19 protein-coding genes are annotated in these 19,445 nt (G+C 58.9%); 18 read left to right on the top strand and 1 reads right to left on the bottom strand.

What is annotated here, in order from left to right; translation table 11 throughout:
* Positions 1-50: 50 nt before the first annotated feature.
* The 13 genes from FBY10_RS28865 (at position 51) to FBY10_RS28925 (ending at position 13,598) form a co-directional block, all read left to right on the top strand.
* A complete protein-coding gene (locus tag FBY10_RS28865; RefSeq protein ID WP_145338583.1) occupies positions 51-1,412 on the top strand; it encodes an SRPBCC family protein in 1,362 nt (453 codons plus the stop codon).
* Positions 1,409-3,115, top strand: coding sequence for an FAD-binding protein (locus tag FBY10_RS28870; protein WP_145338584.1), 1,707 nt, complete (start codon positions 1,409-1,411; stop codon positions 3,113-3,115). The genes FBY10_RS28865 and FBY10_RS28870 overlap by 4 nt, the downstream gene beginning before the upstream one ends.
* 43 nt (positions 3,116-3,158) lie before the next feature.
* On the top strand, positions 3,159-4,142 hold the full coding sequence (locus tag FBY10_RS28875; RefSeq protein WP_145338585.1) for a thiamine pyrophosphate-dependent dehydrogenase E1 component subunit alpha: 984 nt from the start codon (positions 3,159-3,161) through the stop codon (positions 4,140-4,142).
* Complete coding sequence (locus FBY10_RS28880) at positions 4,139-5,134, top strand: alpha-ketoacid dehydrogenase subunit beta (RefSeq protein ID WP_145338586.1); 996 nt, start codon at positions 4,139-4,141, stop codon at positions 5,132-5,134. Before FBY10_RS28875 ends, FBY10_RS28880 begins: the two co-directional genes overlap by 4 nt.
* 22 nt (positions 5,135-5,156) lie before the next feature.
* Positions 5,157-5,387 (top strand): biotin/lipoyl-containing protein, encoded by a 231-nt coding sequence (locus FBY10_RS28885; protein ID WP_053136215.1) that lies wholly within the window; start codon positions 5,157-5,159, stop codon positions 5,385-5,387.
* Positions 5,388-5,416: 29 nt separating this feature from the next.
* Positions 5,417-6,199 (top strand): 2-oxo acid dehydrogenase subunit E2, encoded by a 783-nt coding sequence (locus FBY10_RS28890; protein WP_145338587.1) that lies wholly within the window; start codon positions 5,417-5,419, stop codon positions 6,197-6,199.
* A 110-nt stretch (positions 6,200-6,309) separates the two neighbouring features.
* On the top strand, positions 6,310-7,845 hold the full coding sequence (locus tag FBY10_RS28895; protein WP_145338588.1) for a class I adenylate-forming enzyme family protein: 1,536 nt from the start codon (positions 6,310-6,312) through the stop codon (positions 7,843-7,845).
* A gap of 23 nt (positions 7,846-7,868) precedes the next feature.
* The gene (locus FBY10_RS28900; RefSeq protein ID WP_145338589.1) at positions 7,869-8,759 is read left to right on the top strand and encodes a crotonase/enoyl-CoA hydratase family protein; all 891 of its coding nucleotides are present in this window, start codon (positions 7,869-7,871) and stop codon (positions 8,757-8,759) included.
* A gap of 16 nt (positions 8,760-8,775) precedes the next feature.
* Positions 8,776-9,555, top strand: coding sequence for an enoyl-CoA hydratase/isomerase family protein (locus tag FBY10_RS28905; RefSeq protein ID WP_145338590.1), 780 nt, complete (start codon positions 8,776-8,778; stop codon positions 9,553-9,555).
* Positions 9,556-9,595: 40 nt separating this feature from the next.
* Positions 9,596-10,813: an acyl-CoA dehydrogenase family protein gene (locus FBY10_RS28910; protein WP_145338591.1), complete on the top strand. Its 1,218-nt coding sequence runs from the start codon at positions 9,596-9,598 to the stop codon at positions 10,811-10,813.
* 9 nt (positions 10,814-10,822) lie between these two features.
* The gene (locus tag FBY10_RS28915; protein WP_145338592.1) at positions 10,823-11,944 is read left to right on the top strand and encodes an acyl-CoA dehydrogenase family protein; all 1,122 of its coding nucleotides are present in this window, start codon (positions 10,823-10,825) and stop codon (positions 11,942-11,944) included.
* A 67-nt stretch (positions 11,945-12,011) separates the two neighbouring features.
* On the top strand, positions 12,012-12,554 hold the full coding sequence (locus tag FBY10_RS28920) for a nuclear transport factor 2 family protein (protein ID WP_145338593.1): 543 nt from the start codon (positions 12,012-12,014) through the stop codon (positions 12,552-12,554).
* 33 nt (positions 12,555-12,587) lie between these two features.
* A complete protein-coding gene (locus tag FBY10_RS28925) occupies positions 12,588-13,598 on the top strand; it encodes an NAD(P)-dependent alcohol dehydrogenase (RefSeq protein ID WP_145338594.1) in 1,011 nt (336 codons plus the stop codon).
* A gap of 82 nt (positions 13,599-13,680) precedes the next feature.
* On the opposite strand, the gene FBY10_RS28930 is transcribed toward FBY10_RS28925, so the two are convergent.
* Positions 13,681-15,099, bottom strand: a complete 1,419-nt coding sequence (locus tag FBY10_RS28930) for an MFS transporter (RefSeq protein WP_145338595.1) — start codon at positions 15,097-15,099, stop codon at positions 13,681-13,683.
* Positions 15,100-15,172: 73 nt separating this feature from the next.
* Here FBY10_RS28930 and FBY10_RS28935 point away from each other — a divergent pair, with 73 nt between their 5' ends.
* The 5 genes from FBY10_RS28935 to FBY10_RS28955 are packed head-to-tail and all read left to right on the top strand — an operon-like array spanning position 15,173 to position 19,413.
* Positions 15,173-16,024, top strand: a complete 852-nt coding sequence (locus tag FBY10_RS28935) for an SDR family oxidoreductase (protein WP_178116809.1) — start codon at positions 15,173-15,175, stop codon at positions 16,022-16,024.
* Positions 16,021-16,803 carry an SDR family NAD(P)-dependent oxidoreductase gene (locus FBY10_RS28940; protein ID WP_145338597.1) on the top strand — a complete coding sequence of 261 codons (783 nt, stop codon included), beginning with the start codon at positions 16,021-16,023 and terminating at the stop codon, positions 16,801-16,803. Before FBY10_RS28935 ends, FBY10_RS28940 begins: the two co-directional genes overlap by 4 nt.
* A gap of 18 nt (positions 16,804-16,821) precedes the next feature.
* On the top strand, positions 16,822-17,634 hold the full coding sequence (locus tag FBY10_RS28945; RefSeq protein WP_145338598.1) for an SDR family NAD(P)-dependent oxidoreductase: 813 nt from the start codon (positions 16,822-16,824) through the stop codon (positions 17,632-17,634).
* A 7-nt stretch (positions 17,635-17,641) separates the two neighbouring features.
* The gene (locus FBY10_RS28950) at positions 17,642-18,220 is read left to right on the top strand and encodes a nuclear transport factor 2 family protein (protein WP_145338599.1); all 579 of its coding nucleotides are present in this window, start codon (positions 17,642-17,644) and stop codon (positions 18,218-18,220) included.
* Positions 18,221-18,240: 20 nt separating this feature from the next.
* On the top strand, positions 18,241-19,413 hold the full coding sequence (locus tag FBY10_RS28955; protein ID WP_145338600.1) for an NADH:flavin oxidoreductase: 1,173 nt from the start codon (positions 18,241-18,243) through the stop codon (positions 19,411-19,413).
* The last annotated feature ends 32 nt before the right edge of the window (positions 19,414-19,445 follow it).

A 19,445-nucleotide genomic window follows, 5' to 3' on the forward strand; every position in this document is an offset into this window, starting at 1 on the left:
TACCGAAAACAATAAAAGGCAGTGCGCTGCCAGATACCGGAGGATTTCTGATGACTGTTCATGAAGCGGCTCCTCAGCCGATTCGAGAAGACTTCGTCCCGCGTGACGGGTACATCTCTCCCAAGTTCCTGCAACTTGAAAACGAACGGATGTGGCCGAAAGTCTGGCAAGTCGCCTGCCGGCTTGAGGAAATCCCTAATGTCGGCGATTACGTGACCTTTGATGTCATCGGTGACTCAATCATCATCACTCGTTTGACCGGCGACAAAATCAAGGCGTACTACAACGTGTGCCAGCACCGGGGCCGGCGTTTGACCACGGGCTGCGGCCATGCCACCAAGTTCCACTGCAACTACCACGGCTGGCAATGGAACCTGGATGGCAGCGTGCTGCGCATTCTTGACGAGAGCGATTGGGCCGGCTGTCCCAGCATGAACAGGGAAGACCTTGCACTCAAGGAGGTGCTGGTCGACACCTGGGGCGGCTTCGTGTTTATCAATATGGACCCGCAGGCTGAGCCGTTGGCCCAGTACCTGGCGCCGGTCCCGGAAATCACCGATTGCTACGAATTCGAGAAAATGCGCTACCGCTGGTACAAGTCGGTGAAGCTGCCGTGCAACTGGAAAGTCGCCCAGGAAGCATTCAGCGAGGGCTACCACGTGGCTGCCACGCACCCGCAGATCCTCGATACCCAGGGTGACGACGTGACCCGCAGCTTCGCCTTCGGCAAGCATGGCATGTTCGGCTATTCGACTGCAGTCCGTATGCCGGGGACACCTTCCTCGCGTACGGGCAAGCCGATTCCAGAAGACATTCGCCCGGGCATGGTCAAGTTTTACCAACTGATGGAAGATCAGTTGAAGGCCATCTTTACTGACCGTGACAACGAGGCCACCAAGCGCCTGATGACGGAGCTTGAGCCGACTCAGGACCAGTTTCTGGTGCTTTCCAAAGCCATGGAGTTTCAGCGGGAAGCGGCCATTGCCGATGGTGCCGGTTGGCCGGACATTTCCTTCGAGCAAATGGGGCGCGCTGGCACGGATTGGCACGTATTTCCAAACCTGGTGTTCCTGCTGTACCCGGATGGCGCATTGTTCTACCGCTCCCGCCCGGACGGCGATAACCCGGACTCGTGCCTCTTTGATATCTGGTCGCTCAAACGTTATGCGCCGGGCAAGGAGCCCAAACTCAACCGTGAGTTTTATCACGGCGTGGATGACTGGAAAGTCGACACGGCGGAAAACTTTGGCGTGATCCTCAGCCAGGATTTCATGAACATGGGGCAAGTGCAGCAAGGCATGAAGTCCCGTGGTTTTGCCGGTGCGCGCACCAACCCGCTGCAGGAAACTGCTATCTCCAACTTCCATCGCGAGCTCTCCGAGTACATCAATGGCAAGGAGACCACTCGATGAGCGATTGGCAGGAGAGTTATGACCTGGTGATCATTGGCAGTGGCGGCGGCTCGATGTGCGCTGCGCTCATGGCGCAGCAACTGGGCAAGAAAGCCCTGATCATCGAGAAGCAAGACAAGGTCGGCGGTTCGACCGGGTATTCCGGGGGCGTGTGGTGGGTACCCAACAATCCCGTGATGAAACGGCACGGCGTCCAGGATTCCTATGAGCGCGCTCGGCAATACATGGACAGCACGGTCACCTATGACGGCCCGTCGACGTCGCCGATCCGCCGTGAGGCGTTCCTCAAGACGGGTCCGATCATGGTCGATTTCCTTGAGCGTAAAGGCATGGCGTTCGAGTACGCCGATGGTTGGTCAGACTATTACGACGAGCTTCCAGGCGGCGAACCTCGCGGTCGCTCGTTGATCGCCAAGCTATTCAATATCAATGAATTGGGACCATGGACCCAGAAGCTCTCGCGCTACCGCGGAGCCGGTATTCCAGCCACGACCAACGAATACCCGACGTTGTTTCTGATGAAGCGCACCTGGGCCGGTAAACGCATGGCGATGAAACTGGGCCTGCGCATCCTCAAACAGAAGTTGCTGAAACAGGAGTTGCTCGGCGGCGGGGCTGCGATTCAAGGGCGCATGTTACAAATCGCCTTGAGGAACAAATTGCCGATCTGGACCGAAACCCCGGTCACTGATCTTGTCGTCGAAGACGGTCGTGTCGTCGGCGTGCTGGCGCAGCGTGAGGGTAAACCCGTTCGCATTCAAGCGCGTGAGGGTGTGCTGATCAATGTGGGTGGCTTCTCGCGTAATGCAGCCATGCGCAAGCAGTACCAGCCACAGCCGTCGTCGGCCGACTGGACCAATGCCAACCTGGGCGACACCGGCGAGATTATTCAGGCCGCGATGAAGCTGGGTGCTGCCGTGGATTGCATGGACGAATCCTGGTGGGTCGTGACGTCCCTGGGACCCAACGAAAGCTTCCCAGAAGGCGCGCTGACGCCGGAAGGCAAGCCGTTGCCTTTCATGCATCACCTGGATTTGTCGCTGCCGTACTCGATCATGGTCGATCAGGACGGCCAGCGTTTCTGTGATGAAGCGGGTGCCTATATGGAAATCGGTCAGCGCATGTACAAACGTCAGGCCGAGACCGGCAAGGCTGTGCCAGCGTGGGTCGTCATGGACAGTCGTCAGCGCAAGTTCTATCCCTGGGGCACTGCTATGCCTGGGCAGATCCCCCAGCAGTGGCTGGACAGCGGGTACATGATCAAGGCCGACAGCCTCGACGAGCTGGCGCGCAAATGCAGCATTGATCGCGAGGGATTGGCTGCGACGGTGGCGCGCTTCAACGGCTTCTGCCAAAGCGGAGTCGATGAGGATTTCGGTCGCGGTTCCCGCGCTTTCGACCGCTGCCACGGCGACCCGACTGTCAAGCCGAATCCAAACATGGGCAGCATTGAAGAAGGGCCGTTTTACGCCGTGCGTATGTACCCGGGCGACGTGGGCACCGCCGGTGGTTTGGTCACCGACGAGTATGCCCGAGTCCTTAAAGAGGACGGCAGCCCCCTCGAAGGACTCTATGCCACCGGCAACTCGACGGCCGGTGTCACCGGGCGGTGCTATCCAGGTGCGGGCACCAGCATTGCGGCCTCGTTCATTTTCGCCTACATCGCCGCGCAGCACTCGGCCGGTGTGGAAAAGATCTGGTAACCCCTCGAATCCATTCGTGACGGCTTTAACGGAGATTCACCTCATGGCAGGCACACTTCCAGACAGCAGCACGCTGGTCGATATCTACCAACGCATGACCCGTATCAAACAGAACGACGAGCGCTTTCGTGCCGTGATCAAGTCCGGCCAGTTAGTCATGCCGTACTACTCGCCTCGTGGACAGGAAGTCATTCCGTCAGCGGTGTCGGCGAATCTGACCAACGACGATTACATCTGCACGATCTACCGTGGCGTACATGACATGATCGCCAAGGGCATTCCGCTCAAAGAGCTGTGGGCGGAGTTCGGTGGCCGTGCCACCGGTACTTGCAAAGGCAAGGGCGGCCCGATGCACGTGACACACCCGGCCACAGGCGTGATGGTCACCACGGGCATCGTCGGCAGTTCCATGCCGATTGCCAACGGCCTGGCCCTGGCGGCGCAGATTCGCGGCGAGAAACGTGTGGCGATTGCCTACTTCGGTGATGGCGCCAGCAACATCGGCGCGTTCCACGAATCGTTGAACCTGGCGTCGGTCTGGAAGCTGCCGGTGGTGTTCGTGTGCCAAAACAACGGTTATGGCGAACACACCAAATACGCCTACAGCACGTCGGTGGCGAACATTTCGATGCGGGCTGCCGGGTATGGCATGCCCGGTATCACGGTCGACGGCAATGACCCGATTGCCATGTACAACACCGCCAAGGACGCCATTGAACGCGCTCGCAATGGCGCTGGCCCAACACTGATCGAAGCCAAGACCTTCCGTTTTCATGGTCACGTGTTCGGCGATGTGGATGCGTACATGGATAAGGGTGAAAAGGACGCCTGGATCGCCAAAGACCCGGTGCCGCTGTTTCGCACTTGGTTGATCTCGACCGGCAACGCCAGCGAAGACCAACTGGCCGCCCTTGAAGCCAGCATCGAGCGCGATATCGATGAGGCCGTCGAATTCACACTTTCCAGCCCATATCCGGATCTCGCCGAACTTGATCGCGATATCTACAAGGATCAGGTGAGCGCATGAACCATAAAGTAGAGACCAAGCTCAATACGATCCAAGCCGTCAACCTGGCTCTGGATGACGCCATGGCTGCGGACGAGAACGTGATTATTCTCGGCGAAGACGTCGGCGATAAAGAGGAGGGCGGCATCGTGGGCGTCACCCGTGGTTTGTCGACCAAATATGGCGACTCCCGGGTGCGCTCGACGCCTATTTCCGAGCAGGCAATCATTGGTGCGGCGATTGGCGCGGCGATTGTCGGCATGCGGCCGGTGGCCGAAATCATGCTGATGAACTTCACCACCGTGGCCATGGACATGATCGTCAACCATGCGGCCAAACTGCGCTTCATGTCCGGTGGCCAGACCCATGTACCGATGGTTATTCGAACCATGACCGGTGCGGGTTTTGGTACGGGCGGCCAACACGCTGATTATCTGGAAGCCTGGTTCGCTCATACCGCCGGTATCAAGGTAGTGGCTCCTTCCAGCCCTGCGGATGCGTACGGGCTGATGCTCTCGGCCATCGAGGACGATGATCCCGTGTTGTTCATTGAAAACATGCCGACGTACTGGGCGCCCGGCGCGGCCCCTGAGCGCGGCAAAAAAATCCCGCTGGGCAAGGCCAATATTCTGTGCGAAGGCAAGGACGTGACGCTGATCACCTACAGCCGTCGTGTACTCGAAGCCAGCGCTGTGGTTCATAAACTGGCCAAGGAAGGTATCTCGGTCGAGCTGATTGATTTGCGCACCATCGCGCCGATGGACACCGACACCATTCTGGCCTCGGTGGCCAAGACGGGCCGCGCGGTGATCGTGCACGAGGCAGTAAAGCCTTTCGGGGTCGGTGCCGAGATTGCCTCGCGCATCTACGAATCACTGTTTGCTCAACTCAAGGCGCCCGTGCAACGTGTGGGCTCGCATTTCTCGCCCGTGCCGTTCTCCAAACCGCTCGAAGACGCCTATGTCCCGGGTCTGGACCAAATCGAGGCGGCGATTCGCGCCACGCTGAAGTGATCAACCGAAGGAATACATTGCGATGACGACACAAGTACTTATGCCCAAGCTGGGTTTCTCGATGAATGAAGGGACCATCAGTGAGTGGCTGATTGACGACGGTGCAACGGTCACTGAAGGGCAAGCGCTGTACGCGCTTGAAAGCGACAAGTCAGTTCAGGAAATCGAGGCACCGGCCAGCGGTACGCTGAAAATTCTGGCCCAGGTAGGCGAAGTCTACGAAGTCGGCGCCGTGCTGGCGGAGATCGTTTAAGCCGTTATCGGCACGCAAGGGGGAGACTGATGAGCGCTGAAACAGTGATAGATGTCCCGAAGCCCGCAGCCTTTGGCAGTGATTTACCGCTTTGGCCTCAGGTTGACTTCAGCGAGTTTGGTGAAGTCGAGAGCAAGCCGCTATCGCGGGTGCAAAAGCTGACCGCGCAATACATGTCGCGTAACTGGGTGATGATTCCGCATGTGACCCACAACGACGAGGCCGACATCACGGCTCTGGAGTTGCAACGCAAGGCGCGTAATGCGGCCGGCGAAGCGATCAAACTGACCTTGCTGCCCTACCTGATCAAGGCCGTCGTTGCCGCGCTCAAGGCGTTTCCGCAGTTCAATGCATCACTGGACGGCAGTGGTAAAAATCTGGTGTTGAAGAAGTATTTTCATATCGGCGTGGCGGTCGATACGCGCTTCGGTTTATTGGTCCCGGTACTGCGTGATTGCGACAAGAAAAGCCTCGCGCAGATTGCGGCCGAGCTGCACAGCATCTCCACCCAGGCACGGGACAAGGGCCTGAGCATGGCGCAAATGTCGGGTGGCTGTTTCACCATCAGTTCACTGGGAAGCTTCGGGGGCACCTCATTCACCCCGATTGTCAATGCACCGGAAGTCGCCATCTTGGGCGTGACTCGCGCCGACGATAAGCCTCGACGGGGCGCCAATGACGCCATCGATTGGCGGCTTACGTTGCCGCTTTCGTTGAGCTATGACCATCGGGTCATCAATGGTGCCGATGCCGCGCGCTTTACGGCAAAACTGGCTCAATTACTCGCTGACGTCGCTGCACTGGAGTCCTGAACACGGCACGCTATCAATACCTGTACCGACCGGAAACACTCGACTAAAAGAGACTGTCTCCCGTTGCGGCGTTTCGAACCGTTCAACAACATAATAAAGACGGGATTTCGATGAAAACACTGGGTGAGATGATCGAGCGGAATGCTCGGTATTTTCCTGATAAGGAAGCCTTCATTTCGGCTTCTCGCAGGATCACTAACCACCAGCTCGCGGAACGTGCCAAGCGCCTGTCCAGTCATCTGTATAACCACGGGCTGCGGCGACAGGATCGGGTGGCCATTCTGTCGATGAACAATCTTGAGTACTTTGAAACGTATCGTGCTTGCGAATGGGCGGGCTTCATTGCCTCGACGGTGAACTTTCGCCTGGCGCCACGGGAAATCCTCTACATCCTGCAGGATGCCTCACCCAAGGCGCTGGTGTTTGAAGCCCAATACACCGAGGTGGTGGGAGAGCTGAGACTGGATTTGCCGGGCATCGAGCATTTCATTTGTATTGGGGATGGGCCTGCGTGGGCGCAGTCCTTTGAAAGTGCGATGGACCAAGGCTTGGTGCAAGGCCCGCCCGTCCGCTCCAACCCCGAAGATTACGCCTATTTGATGTACACCAGCGGAACGACAGGTCGACCCAAAGGTGTGGTCCGCACTCATCATGCGATGTGCGTCACGGCAGACAGCTGTGCCTTGATGACCGAATTCAAAGGTTCAACGCGGGTGCTGCAAACCACGCCGGCGTTCCATATCGGCGGTATCGGATTCGTCAATGCGGCTGCATGGCTGGGTGGGACGACCATTGTCCAACAAGGGTTTGACCCTCGCGCAGTGGTGCTGGCCGTCCAGGAGGAGGGCGTGACCTTCACCTTCATGGTCGCTGCGATGTTGCAAGCGTTGCTGGATCTACCGGGTGTCGCCGATTTCAACCTGCGCTCGCTTGAACATGTGGTCACGGCTGCTGCGCCGATTCCTGTACCGCTGCTCAAACGGGCGATGGACCTTCTGGGACCAATCTTCTCTATCCAGTACGGCATGACTGAAAGCAATGCCTGTGTCATGCAACGCCATGAAGTGGTCGCCGAGGGCACGCCGGAACAACTTCACCGACTGGAGTCGGTCGGCCATGCATGTCCAGGTATCGAGCTGAGAATCGTCGACGAGCAGAGTCAGGATTGCCCTGTAGGCACGCCCGGCGAAGTGCTGCTGCGCTCCGACACACAACTGAGCGGCTACTGGAACAATTCGGTCGCGACTGTCGAGGCCTTGCGCAACGGTTGGTATCACACCGGCGACATGGGTTATCAGGACGCGCAAGGCTATGTGTTCCTGGTTGATCGCAAGAAAGACATGATCATTTCGGGTGGCGAAAATATTTACAGCCGTGAAGTTGAAGTCGCGCTGGAACTGCACCCGCTGGTGGTCGAGTCCGCCGTCATTGGCGTGGCCGATCCGCGCTGGGGTGAGTCGGTAAAAGCTCTCGTGGTCTTGAGTCCCGGCGCAGGCCTCGGCGAACAAGAGCTGATCGCACATTGCAAGGCGGTGCTCGCCAGTTACAAGTGCCCAAAAACCGTGGAGTTCATTGATGAGCTGCCGCGTATGGCCACGGGCAAGATCAATAAAGTCGTTCTGCGTGAGCGTCAACGCAGCGTCTAAACGCATTGAGCGGAGAACTACACATGGCTAAGTGGCTGCAATCGAGTGAATGCGTGACCTTTGAAGTGGCTGATCGCGTTGCTCGGATCACGCTCAACCGACCGGAAAAACGCAACGCCATTAACAACGTGCTGTTACGTGAATTGAAACAGGCGCTGCTTGAAGCGGATGACCTCAAATCGGTCAACGTCATTGTGCTCCAGGGCGCGGGCAAGGACTTTTGCGCGGGTTATGACCTGGTCACCACCTATGGCGACCTTGCTGAAGTCAACCCGACGGATTATCGCGGTACGCAGAAAAACTTCGATGACGATTGCTGGTCGATGGAGCGGCAGAACGAAACCATCAACCTGTTCGCCGAGATCCACAAACCGATCATCGCTCGGGTGCATGGCAATTGTTTGGCCGGAGGGACTGACCTGGCGCTGGCCTGTGACATGGTATTGGCTGCCGACAATGCCAGGATCGGTTTTCCGGCTACCCGGGCCAATGGGTCGCCGCCGGCGCATATGTGGTTCTACCACCTGGGGCCGCAGTGGGCCAAACGCATGCTGCTGACGGGTGACTCACTATGGGGGCGTGATGCCGCCAAGCTGGGTCTGGTGCTGGATGCTGTGCCGCCCGAGCAGCTTGACGAGGCGGTCGATGAGTTGGCACGGCGTTTATCGTTCGTCGACGCCGATCTTCTGTCGGCCAACAAACGCATCGTCAACTTGGCGCTTGAGTTGTCAGGCTCGAAAACCTTGCAACGGCTGGCGGTGGAGAACGACTCCCGAGCCCATCAATGCCAGGGCCCCCGTCGCACCCAGTTCAAGGAAGACATGCAGAACCTGGGCTTGAAAGATGCCCTCAAACGCCGCGACGAACCGTTCGGTGACGGAATGATCAAGCTCTACGCCCGTGGCGAAGAGTGAATTGGAGAGCGCATTAATGGATGTTGAACTGACAGTCAACGGTTCGGTAGCAACGCTTATCCTGAATCGCCCGGACAGCCTGAACGCACTGACGCCACAGATGCTGGAATTGATTATCGAGCACCTGGACCGCGTGGAAAGCGACCCGCAAATACGGGCCTTGATTTTTACCGGGGCCGGTCGCGCATTCTGCGCGGGTGCTGACGTCAAGGGTTCGGGCTCGGCCCCGGTGCGCATGAGCGTCAGCCATGCTCGGCGCTCGTTGGTGCCTTATCAGCAAGTGGCACTGAAACTCTACAACCTGAATAAACCCGTGGTCGCGGCGGTTCGTGGCGCGACGGTGGGCATTGCCTGGTCGTTCGCGATGTGCGCCGATCAACTGGTTGCCTCGGAAACCACCAAGTTTATTCCGGCGTTTCTGGCCCGGGCCACTGTGCCGGAGGGCGGCATGCTGCACCTGTTGGCACGCCATTGCGGTGAGTTTCGGGCCAAGGAAATCATGTACCTGAACCGCACACTCAGTGGACGTGAGGCCTTTGATATCGGTCTGGCGAGCAAGGTGGTGACGGACGATCAATTGATGGTGACCGCACAAGCACTCGCCCAAGAACTGGCCGAGGCGCCGACCTTCTCCATTGGGTTGACCAAACAACTGTTTCGCGCAACGTCCGGAAATTTCGAGGCGTACCTGGCGCTTGAGTTGAATGCCGTGGCGTTGGCGGTCAATTCCGCCGACGCGTCAGAAGGCCGTCAAGCTTTTCGCGACAAACGCAAACCCGAATTCCAAGGGCAATAGGCCCGACGTCCTGGACGTTTTACCCGACAGAGGTCAGACCATGCATTTCGAATTCAGCCCCGAAGATGAAGCGTTTCGCCAGGAAGTCCGGCAGTTCTTCAAGGAAAACGTAGGCTCCGAGGTCGCGCGTTATAGTTTTGAGGGCTGCCACCCGCCGCCCCGTGAGGTGTTGCGTCAGTGGCAAAAAATCCTGCATGCCCGTGGTTGGGGCGCGCCGCACTGGCCTGAGGCGTTTGGCGGTACCGATTGGTCGCCGCTGCGCAAGCACATCTTTCTTGAGGAACTGGTGAATGCCGACGGCCTGGACTACGGCTGGCAAGGCACGCACATGATGGCGCCGGTGGTGATCGCCTTTGGTAATGCCTGGCAGCAAGAGACATTTCTGCCCCCCTTGTTGGCGGGCGACACGTTCTGGTGCCAGGGCTTCTCTGAACCGAATGCCGGTTCCGACCTGGCCAGCCTGCGCACACGGGCCGAGCTGGACGAGGCGGGCACCCATTACGTTGTTAATGGCCAGAAGATCTGGACCAGTGACGCGAAGATTGCGGATTGGGGGTTTTTCCTGGTGCGCACCGATGCGACCGTCAAGCCTCAGCGTGGTATTTCGTTTCTGCTGATCGATATGAAAAGTCCAGGCATCACCGTGCGGCCAATCATCTCCATTGATGGTGGCGACGGGCTCGCCGAAGTGTTTTTGGAGAATGTGCGGGTACCCAAGGAACACTTGGTCGGTGAGCCGGGGATGGGGTGGACCTATGCCAAATACCTGCTGGAAAAGGAACGCACATCCAGTGCCTTCATCTACTTCAACAAGCGTGAATTAGAGAAAGCCAAAGCCATCGCTCGTCTCGAAAAAATTGACGGGGTTCCGTTGATCGATACACCGGCCTTCAGTCGCCGGCTCGCGGCGATTGAGGTGGATATTCTTGGGTTGGAGTGGTCGGTGCTGCGTATCTTGAGCAAGGAGACCTTGCGCGACAACATCGATGCGGTCGTCTCGACCCTGAAGGTCCGGGGGTCGGAATTGCAGCAGCAGGTCACCGAGCTGCAGGTCGACGCATTGGGACCTCGGGCACTGCGATTCTACGACCATGGACCCAATCGCAAAGCCCATGAACCGACCGCCTCCGACGAGCTCTGGCCTGCCTATGTGCCAGGGCGCAGCAATATGTACTTTTTCCAGCGCGCCTCGACCATTTATGGCGGAGCCCGCGAAGTGCAGAAAAACATTATCGCCAAGCTGGCCTTCGGACTCTGAGGACGTACCATGGATTTCAATCTATCTGAAGAGCAGACGATGCTGCGCGATGGCGTAGAGCGTTATATCAAAGATGCTTACGGATTTGAGGAGCGCCGTCACCAGGCCGTGAGCGCCGAAGGTTTCAGTCGCGCACATTGGCAGCAATTTGCCGACCTTGGCTGGCTGGCCCTAAACCTGCCGGAGGACGTGGGCGGCCTGGACTGCTCATTCGCTGAAACAGCTATTGTTCTAGAGTCCTTTGGGCGTGGCATGGTGCTTGAGCCTTATATCACCAGCGCGGTGTTATGCGCGCGGATCATTGACCAATCCGGTAACGACCACCATCGACATGACTTGCTCCCGGCGCTGATCGAAGGGCGTTTGTTGCTGAGCCTGGCCGACAGTGAAAACGGCTCGCGGTTTGCGGTCGGTTGCTGCGCCGAGACGTTTGCGGTGAAAACTGCCCAGGGTTACACCCTCAGCGGCCTCAAAACCCTGGTTATGGCTGCCGCTTCGGCGGACAAACTGCTGGTGACCGCCAGCCTGGACGACTTCAGCGATCCAGCGGTGTTTGTGATTGACCGCAATGCGCCGGGCGTCACCCTCGATCATTACACGTTGATCGATGGTACTCGGGCAGCCGACGTGTGGTTTGACGCTGTTCAGTTACCGGCATCTGCCTTATTGCTGGAGCCATCGGCCAGTCAGAAGGTGCTGGAGGAGGCGCATGATCGAGGGGCACTGGCGGTAGTCGCACAGATCCTGGGGGTGATGCACGGTGTCATGGACTTGACGGCTGAATACATCAAGACCCGCGTGCAATTCGGCCAGCCCATTGGCAAGTTTCAGGCCCTGCAACACCGGATGTCCGAAATGTTCGTTGAAGCCACCCATACACGGTCGATACTGTTCCGGGGGATGGCGTACCTGGAGAAGTCGCCGCCAGAGCGCCGAAAGGCTATCTCGGCCGCTAAAGCCGCCGCGAGCAAATCCGGTCGGTTCGTCTGTGCTCAGGGGGTGCAGTTGCACGGTGGTATCGGTCTGACCGAGGAGTATCAGGTGGGCCATTATTTCCGCTTGATGACCCTGCTGGAAAAGCAGTTCGGCGATATCGACTACCACCTGGCCCGCTTTGCCGCCACACGTTGACGACTGTCACTCGGGGCTGTCCGCAGACCCGAGAGCCTCCCAATAATAAAAAAAGGAAGTCTTGCTCATGAACGTCACCGAAGAACTGCTGGCCAATGTTCGGCTGTTGCTTGATCGCCAAGCCATTTCAGACTGCGTCACCCGTTATTGCCGGGCAGTAGACCGATTTGACCGGGACCTGCTGCGCACGGTTTATCACGAGGACGCCACTGACGATCATGGTGCATTTTGCGGGGGGCGCGAAGCCTTCATCGACTGGGCTTTCGCCTACCACAATGAATACCAGATATCACACCATCACATCATCACTAACCACACGGCCGAGATCGAGGGTGATACCGCACACGCCGAAACCTACTGGCTGTTCTTCGGTGAAAATCGCACCAAGCCCGACACGGTCGCGGTGGGGCGCTACGTTGATCGTTTCGAAAAGCGTGACGGACATTGGGCCATTGCGGCACGGGTGTGCGTCACGGAAAGCATCAACGAACTGACTCCCGCCGAGATACCAGAGGTGTTTCGACAGTTGCAGATGGGTAACGCCACCAGCGCCCGGTCGAAAGACGACGTGTCCTGGATGCGCCCGCTGAACGTACGCCAACCCGTCTGATTCTGTTCGTCCATCAAGCTTCTGGAGGCAACCATGCGTTCCTATGTCATTTCGCACTATGGCGGAGTCGATGGCTTACGCCTTCGTGAAACCGACGCGGCGCCAGCGCCGGCACCGGGTCAGGTGCTGGTGCGGCTGCGGGCCGCTTCGCTGAATTTTCGTGACCTCATCATCCTCGCTGGCGGATACCAACAGCTGTGCAAACCGGATCTCGTGCCTTGCTCTGATGGCGCGGGAGAAGTGGTCGCGGTAGGTGAGGGGGTGCAGCGGGTGTGTGTCGGTGATCATGTTGCGCTGACGTTTCATCCACACTGGATTGCCGGTGAGAGGCCTCTGGGGCGGGCTATTCTAGGGCGTGGGGGGGCTGTGGACGGCACCTTGTCTGAATATGCCTGTGTGTCCGAAGAGGAGCTGGTCAAGGTGCCTGCGCATCTATCCTTCGAGGAGGCCGCCACCTTGCCTTGTGCCGCACTCACCGCCTGGTCGGCGCTCTGCGCGCAAGGTGTGCTGCTCCCCGGACAGCGCGTGTTGGTGCAGGGCAGTGGCGGGGTTTCGGTGTTCGCGCTGCAACTGGCCATGCTATTTGGGGCTGAGGTCGTCGCGTTGTCATCTAGCGCCGAGAGGCTTGAACATTTACGGTTATTGGGCGCCGACCACCTGATCGATTATCGCGTCCATGAGGATTGGCATCGGCAGGTCCTGGACTGCACCGAAGGGGAGGGAGTGGACGTTACGGTGGAAGTCGGTGGTGGCGAAACCATCGAGCGTTCGGTGCAATCGACGCGTATTGGCGGGCGTATCAGTGTCGTCGGGTTGTTATCCGGGAGCCCCGCACTCAGTGAGGGATTCTTCTACCGAGGATTGAGCGTCAATACCATCGGCGTCGGAAGTCGCGAGCAGTTCGAGCAGATGAATCGCGCCATTGCCTTGCACCGACTCAAGCCGGTTATCGACCGGGTGTTCAGTTTTGAACAAGTCCCTGAAGCGTTTACCCATCTGAAACAACGCAAGCACGTTGGAAAGGTAGTGGTTCGTATCGATTGATTGCCCGCAGAGGTACTTGCCCTGGCGCGCATGGCTTTAAAGGGGCTCGGCGGCGCCAAGCATGGCGCCGCGGGCCCTTCCTCTATTCAGCCAACGCAAGCTCCACTTGTTCCTTTGCCGGCCTCTTGGGCAAGGTAAACGCCACCGCCAGCCCTGCCAGTGTCATTACCAGCACATAGCCAAACACCCGCATGTAAGCCAGGTCGCTCGGTAAGCTCAGCGCATTGGCCATGGGGGGGGCGTGGTCGGATGCCAGCAGCGTGAAAATCATTTGCGCGCCGAGGGCGAAGGCGCAGGCGAAGAACACATAGGTGACGCCTGTGGTTTCCGAGGTCCGTTCGGCAGGCGTGGCTTCAATGATCAGGTTGTAGACGGCTGGGTGAGCGAACGCGAATCCGATGGTCGAGAGGACTGCGCACGCCAGCGTGGCAGCTAGCGTCGCATGCAAGAACAACATCGCGGCCCATGCCGCTGAGGCTATCGACAGACCAATGATGGCCGCAGAACGAGCACCTCTGCGGGCAGCAATACGGCCACTGAGCGGTCCCCCAATGAGTGAAAACAGGTTGATGCACAACATGGAAAGGCCAGCACCCGTGGCACTCAAGCCAAAGCTGCCCAGCGTGCCGCCAGGTTGCTGCAAATAAAGCGACATGACTTGGCCGATCTGAACGCAGCCCATGCCAATACAAACCATGCAGAGGTTGGCGCGAATGACTTGTCGGTTAGCCAATAGGCGCAAATCGATTAAGGGTGCCGGTTGTTGCCACTGTTGGCGCCCCCAAACCAGCAGAACGCCCACGCCAGCCGCCAACAAGCCCCAGGTATAGGCATCCCAGCCCCATGCAGCGCCCTTTTGCACCACCACCAGCAACGCAGCCAGACCCGGCGCGAACAATAGACCGGAAAATAGAGAGACTCGTTGTCCGGCCTTGGGCTCGGAGTGATGCACTGCGAGGTAGACGGCCAGCATCGCCGCCAAGGCGAGTATCAGTTTGAACCAGAAGCCGCCCTGCCATGAGTAGTGATCAATGACAACGCCGGCCGACAAATAGATCACGCCAGCACTGATCATTCCCACCGCGCTCAACAGACCTACTGCAAACGGTATGGATTTGGCGTCCAGGTTTTCGCGCAGAATGCCAAAGGCCAGCGGGGTCAGTGCACTCGCCAGACCCTGTATGGCGCAACCGACGATCATCCACTCAAGGCTTGCGGCCAAGGCCGCAATCAGCGCACCGGCCATGCACAACCCCAAGACCCAAAGCGTTATTTTGCGTCGGCCCATCAGGTCGCCAAGTCGCCCGCATAGCGCGGCGGCGATGGCCGATACCAGCCAGTAAATGGTCACCACCCAACCGATGGCGGAGGCGTCCGGGAAGTGCCGGTACAGCACTGACAGCATGCTGTAGATCACCGTGATCCCTGCCGAGGACACGATGCTTAATAGCGTCAGTGCAGTGTAGAGCCCAATTCGGTTGCGGCGTTGTGCGGACTGCATCGGTTTCCCTCCAATTATTATTTTTATGAGTGGGCACTGTTGTGCACAACAGACCCTTGGCTTGACAGCAAATATGAACGCTGTTTACATAGATGAATATATAGAGCTCTCCGTCATACCTACAAGCCTTAAGATCGCGACTCCGAAAAACAACAAAAACGGGAGTGTGTGCATGACCGTCAACCCAATGTCCGGAGCGCTGCGATGCGCCAAGGATAAAAAAATTATTGTCATCGCCATGGGCTTCGGTGCCGCAGACAGCCTGGTACAGGGGCTGATCGCACAGGGCGCCAGCGTTGGCCTGGTCACCGATGCAGTGCAAGCGAGCACCTTAAATGCGTTGTGCGACAGCGAGTTCAGCTCCCAATCTGGGTTGGCATTGGCGCTGCGGCAGGCCGTTCAGCAATTGGGCGAAGTTGATGCCGTTGTTATGGCCTTGACCCCGGCGGCCTCGCTGGTTGCCCGTCCCATCACTTCAATGTCTTTCGAGGATTGGCAAAGCGCTTGCCTGGCGCCGTTGCGTTTGGCGCGCCAATGTTTGCAGGAGGCATTCGCGCTGTTTGCCGGACGGCCCGGCAGTGTGGTGCTGCTGGGGGCAAATCTTTCACTGACTGGCAGCGCTGGCCTGACCGCGTTTTGCGCCTTCAGCGAAGGGCAGCGTGCGCTGATGAAGTCTGCCGCCAGGCAGTGGGGCAGCAGAGGTGTCCGTGTGAACTGGGTGGGCGTCGACGCGGTGACCTTCGTGCCATCGCTTCAGGAGGTGCCCATCCCTTTAAGCCCGGAAATGGGGCCACCGCCTCCTGCCTTGGGCTACATCCCGACGCTGGACAAGGGGGTGGCTGAATCGATCGCGATGCTGGTCGGTGCGAGTGCATTGACCGGGATTTCGCTTCCCGTGGACGGTGGTTTGTGGATGGTCCCATGAGTAATCAAATGACGCGCATGCTCGACGGTGAAACCGTGCTGGTAACCGGTGCAGGAGGCGGGCTTGGCCGAGGCATCGCGCTGGCGATGGCTGAAGTCGGTGCCCGGGTGGTGATCGCCGCGCGCCGGGGCAGTACCGGTGAAGAAACGGCACAACTGATCCGCGAGGAGGGAGGCGAGGCTTTGGCCGTCGAAACCGACGTCACCTCACTGGAAGGCATGCGCCAGGCAGTTACCGCTGCCGTCAGCCATTTTGGCGGCCTGGATATTCTGGTGCACAACGCCACTCATGGCGCCTCAGGCCACCCGAAAAACCTGGAGGATTTTGCAGATGACGATTGGGATAGCCAACTGGCGGTGGATCTGGTCGGTGCCCACAACTGCGCCGTCGCCGCGTTCGATGCGTTGCATGCCACGGGGTGTGGCCGACTGATTCTGCTGTGTTCGGCGTTCGGTTTGCACGGCGCGGCGCTTAATCCGGGTTATGCGGCCAGCAAGGGCGCCATTCGCGGCCTGACCAAGTCCCTGGCGCGGGAATGGGGCCCGTTCGGCATTACCGTCAATGCGGTTTCCCCTGCGGCACTGACCCCGGCGGCTGAGGCTTTTTTCGCCATGAATCCGGTTCTGCGCGATCAGTACATCGCCAACTTCCCGTTGGGATACATGGGCCGTGAGCGGGAGGATGTGGGGCGTGCCATTACGGCCTTGTGCAACCCCAACCTGAGTTATGTGACAGGACAAATCATCCAGGTCGACGGCGGCCTCTATACCGCGGTTTAACGTTCAGGAGTGCTATCAATGAACCGACTACAAGGCAAAGTCGCCATCGTTACGGGGGCGGCGTCAGGCATCGGCCTGGGTGCTGCCAGGCGTTTTGCGCAAGAGGGCGCGCGGGTGGTGTTGGCCGACCTGAATGGCGAAGGGGCGCGCCGAGAAGCGGAGCGCCTGTGTGCGGACGGGATGCGGGCGGTTGCCGTCACCGTAGACTTGGGCGATGAAACATCGATCCGCGCCATGATCGATTTTACCCTCAAGACCTTTGGCGGTCTGGACGTGCTGTTCAACAACGCGGCTGCGACCCATTTGTCCCAGTTCAAGGACTCTCCCGTCGAGCAGATGGACACTCAGGTCTGGGATGACACCCTGCGCATCAACCTGCGCGGCTGCATGCTCGCCAGCCGGATGGCGATTGCGCCGATGCGCCAGGGGGGCAGTGGTTCGATCATTAACACCAGTTCCGACTCCGCCCAGGCCGGCGCACTCGGGTATAGCGCCTACGCAGTGTCCAAGGCCGGGATCGAAGCCCTGACTCGGTACATCGCGACCCAGCACGACAAAGAAGGCATTCGTTGCAATGCCATCTCACCCGGCTTGATCGTGACCCCCGCCACCGAGCAGGGCTATGCCGGCGCTGCAGGCCAAATGATGCTTGAACATCACCTGACGCCACGCCTGGGTTCGGTGGAAGACATCGCCAGCGCAGCCCTCTATCTGGCCTCAGACGAAGCGGCATTCGTAACCGGTCAAGTGATCAACGTGGACGGCGGGCTTCTGGCGCATCAACCCTATTACGCCGATGAGCGCCGCGCCATGGCCACTGCTCAGGAGTAACCCTTCGATGAGTCAACTTCAAACCCTCGAACAGCGCCTTGAAAGGGTTGAGGCGCAACTGGCTATTCAACAACTTCCATCGCGGTATGCCCTGAGTGTCGACGGTCGTGACCTCGATGCGCTGGTCGCGCTGTTTACCGACGATGTGGACTGTGGCCGCAGGGGCAAGGGGCGTGCGGCGCTCAAGGACTTTTACGCTTCGGAATCGATTCTCCAGGCGTTCTACCGCAGCGTGCACCAGATCTGCGGGCACACCATCGACTTGCTGGATGCCGACCATGCGACCGGCACTGTGTATTGCCGCGCCGAGCATGAAGACGGTGAACACTGGGTGGTCATGGCTATCTGTTATTTCGACAGCTATGTACGGCGTGACGGGGAATGGTTTTTTGAACGCCGTGACGAACGTCATTGGTACTCCACCGACTGGCAGCAACGCCCAGGGGTTCCGCAATGGCAGTGCTGGCCGGGCAAATACACTGAGCCGCGATTTGAACCGCGTTTGCCGAGCAGCTTCCCCCACTGGGACACCTTTTGGTCGCGCAGCTCCAGTGAGTTACGCCAACGCCTGACGAAGCAGCCATGACTGCCTGCGAGGAGCACTCCATGTCCAACCTTGTCGCACCTTTATTTGAACCCTTGCAGCTCGGATCGCTGCGCTTGAACAACCGTATCGTGATGGCGCCCATGACCCGGAACTTCTCCCCTGGTGGCGTGCCAGGTGAAGACGTCGCGGGCTACTACAGTCGCAGGGCACAAGGTGAAACCGGTCTGATCATTACCGAAGGTGTTGGCGTCGATCATCCCTCGGCTTTGGGCGAGGCTGGCATCGGCGAAAGCGACCTGCCGCACCTTTACGGCGAAGCGGCGCTAGCCGGCTGGCGTCGGGTGGTTGAGCAGGTGCATGCCGTGGGTGGGCGTATTTTTCCGCAACTGTGGCACCAGGGGGGTATGCGCTTACAAGGCACCGGCCCTAACCCGCACATACCGTCCTCGCGTCCTTCCGGGATATGGGGGCCACCTGCTGGGCTAACCTCATCGCCCGCCGACTACGTAGCGGCACAGTTGGTGCCGACCACGGCGATGAGCGAAGAAGACATCGCCGATGTCATCGCAGGCTATACGCGCAGTGCCGCCTATGCCAAGGCGCTCGGTTTTGATGGGATCGCGGTCCACGGCGCCCACGGTTATTTGATCGATACCTTCTTGTGGCGCGTGACCAACCTGCGCACCGACGCCTGGGGCGGTGACCGCAAGGCGCGCAGCCGCTTTGCCGTCGAGGTGATCAAGGCCATTCGTGCGGCGGTCGGTCCAGAGCTGCCGATCCTGTTCCGCTTTTCACAATGGAAGCAGCAGGACTTCAAGGCTCGGCTGGCGGCGACGCCCCAAGAATTGCAGGACATTCTGCTGCCGATCGCCGAGGCCGGAGTCGATGTGTTCGATGCCAGCGTGCGCTATTTCAATCGCGCCGAGTTTCCGGACATCAGCGGAAGCGATGGTGAGTTGAATCTGGCGGGTTGGGCCAAAAAAGTCACCGGCTGCATGAGCATGACGGTCGGCGGTGTTGGGTTGGAAAACGGTATGTACGACAGCAACAAACAGGGCGGGGCCCACTCCAGTAATAACCTGCAATTGCTCATGGCGCGTTATGAGCGGGGTGAGTTCGACCTGGTCGGTGTTGGCCGGTCCCTGTTGCAGGACCCCAATTGGGCAAGCAAGGCCCGCCAGGGCCAGGTTTTCGAACCCTTTAGCAATGAGTCCCTGAGCGTATTGACCTGATCGCACAAAGCATTGGGTTCCCGATATGTCTC

Origin of the sequence: Pseudomonas sp. SJZ103 (assembly GCF_007828335.1) — a bacterium.
Lineage (GTDB): Bacteria > Pseudomonadota > Gammaproteobacteria > Pseudomonadales > Pseudomonadaceae > Aquipseudomonas.

Coding starts and splice junctions, on each gene's coding strand:
- FBY10_RS28865 (WP_145338583.1), top strand. CDS start 51: ATGACTGTTCATGAAGCGGCTCCTCAGCCGATTCGAGAAGACTTCGTC.
- FBY10_RS28870 (WP_145338584.1), top strand. CDS start 1,409: ATGAGCGATTGGCAGGAGAGTTATGACCTGGTGATCATTGGCAGTGGC.
- FBY10_RS28875 (WP_145338585.1), top strand. CDS start 3,159: ATGGCAGGCACACTTCCAGACAGCAGCACGCTGGTCGATATCTACCAA.
- FBY10_RS28880 (WP_145338586.1), top strand. CDS start 4,139: ATGAACCATAAAGTAGAGACCAAGCTCAATACGATCCAAGCCGTCAAC.
- FBY10_RS28885 (WP_053136215.1), top strand. CDS start 5,157: ATGACGACACAAGTACTTATGCCCAAGCTGGGTTTCTCGATGAATGAA.
- FBY10_RS28890 (WP_145338587.1), top strand. CDS start 5,417: ATGAGCGCTGAAACAGTGATAGATGTCCCGAAGCCCGCAGCCTTTGGC.
- FBY10_RS28895 (WP_145338588.1), top strand. CDS start 6,310: ATGAAAACACTGGGTGAGATGATCGAGCGGAATGCTCGGTATTTTCCT.
- FBY10_RS28900 (WP_145338589.1), top strand. CDS start 7,869: ATGGCTAAGTGGCTGCAATCGAGTGAATGCGTGACCTTTGAAGTGGCT.
- FBY10_RS28905 (WP_145338590.1), top strand. CDS start 8,776: ATGGATGTTGAACTGACAGTCAACGGTTCGGTAGCAACGCTTATCCTG.
- FBY10_RS28910 (WP_145338591.1), top strand. CDS start 9,596: ATGCATTTCGAATTCAGCCCCGAAGATGAAGCGTTTCGCCAGGAAGTC.
- FBY10_RS28915 (WP_145338592.1), top strand. CDS start 10,823: ATGGATTTCAATCTATCTGAAGAGCAGACGATGCTGCGCGATGGCGTA.
- FBY10_RS28920 (WP_145338593.1), top strand. CDS start 12,012: ATGAACGTCACCGAAGAACTGCTGGCCAATGTTCGGCTGTTGCTTGAT.
- FBY10_RS28925 (WP_145338594.1), top strand. CDS start 12,588: ATGCGTTCCTATGTCATTTCGCACTATGGCGGAGTCGATGGCTTACGC.
- FBY10_RS28930 (WP_145338595.1), bottom strand. CDS start 15,099: ATGCAGTCCGCACAACGCCGCAACCGAATTGGGCTCTACACTGCACTG.
- FBY10_RS28935 (WP_178116809.1), top strand. CDS start 15,173: ATGAACGCTGTTTACATAGATGAATATATAGAGCTCTCCGTCATACCT.
- FBY10_RS28940 (WP_145338597.1), top strand. CDS start 16,021: ATGAGTAATCAAATGACGCGCATGCTCGACGGTGAAACCGTGCTGGTA.
- FBY10_RS28945 (WP_145338598.1), top strand. CDS start 16,822: ATGAACCGACTACAAGGCAAAGTCGCCATCGTTACGGGGGCGGCGTCA.
- FBY10_RS28950 (WP_145338599.1), top strand. CDS start 17,642: ATGAGTCAACTTCAAACCCTCGAACAGCGCCTTGAAAGGGTTGAGGCG.
- FBY10_RS28955 (WP_145338600.1), top strand. CDS start 18,241: ATGTCCAACCTTGTCGCACCTTTATTTGAACCCTTGCAGCTCGGATCG.